Origin of the sequence: Pseudomonas brassicacearum, assembly GCF_003732265.1 — a bacterium.
GTDB classification, from domain to species: domain Bacteria; phylum Pseudomonadota; class Gammaproteobacteria; order Pseudomonadales; family Pseudomonadaceae; genus Aquipseudomonas; species Aquipseudomonas brassicacearum_D.
Window position 1 is genome coordinate 1 of sequence record NZ_MOBK01000298.1, and the last position, 496, is coordinate 496.

General features: G+C 61.3%; 1 protein-coding gene. It reads right to left on the reverse strand.

All coding sequences use genetic code 11. The features are described from left to right. A partial coding sequence (locus tag BK660_RS31380; RefSeq protein WP_123436447.1) for a cation diffusion facilitator family transporter occupies nucleotides 1-496 on the reverse strand: 496 nt, incomplete at both ends.

Genomic DNA, 496 nt, shown 5'->3' on the forward strand with positions numbered 1-496 from the left:
CATCAACACCGAAAAACTTTCCCGGGCGATCTGGATCGCACTCCACAGAATGTAGGCAGCAATGCCCAGACCGAACCACGCATCCAGTTGCTCAAAACCAAACCCGGCGAGGATCAGCGCAAGCAGAATGCTGCCGTTGAGCAGCATGTCCGAGCGATAGTGCAGCGAGTCCGCGCGCACGGCGTTGGAGCCGGTCTGCTTGATCACCCGATGCTGCAACACCAGCAGCGCCGCCGTCAGCAGCAACGAAAACACAATCACACCGATGCTCAGCCACGGTGCGCCGATCGGCTCTGGCGTCTTCAACCGTTCGAACGCCTGAAACGCGATCAATACCGCACTGCCGCCAATGAACAAGGCCTGCGCCATGCCCGCCAGCGATTCCGCCTTGCCGTGGCCATAACGGTGATCGTCATCGGCCGGGCGCAGCGCGTAATGCACCGCCAGCAGATTGAGCATCGAAGTTACGCCCTCCAGCGCCGAGTCGGTGAGGCCG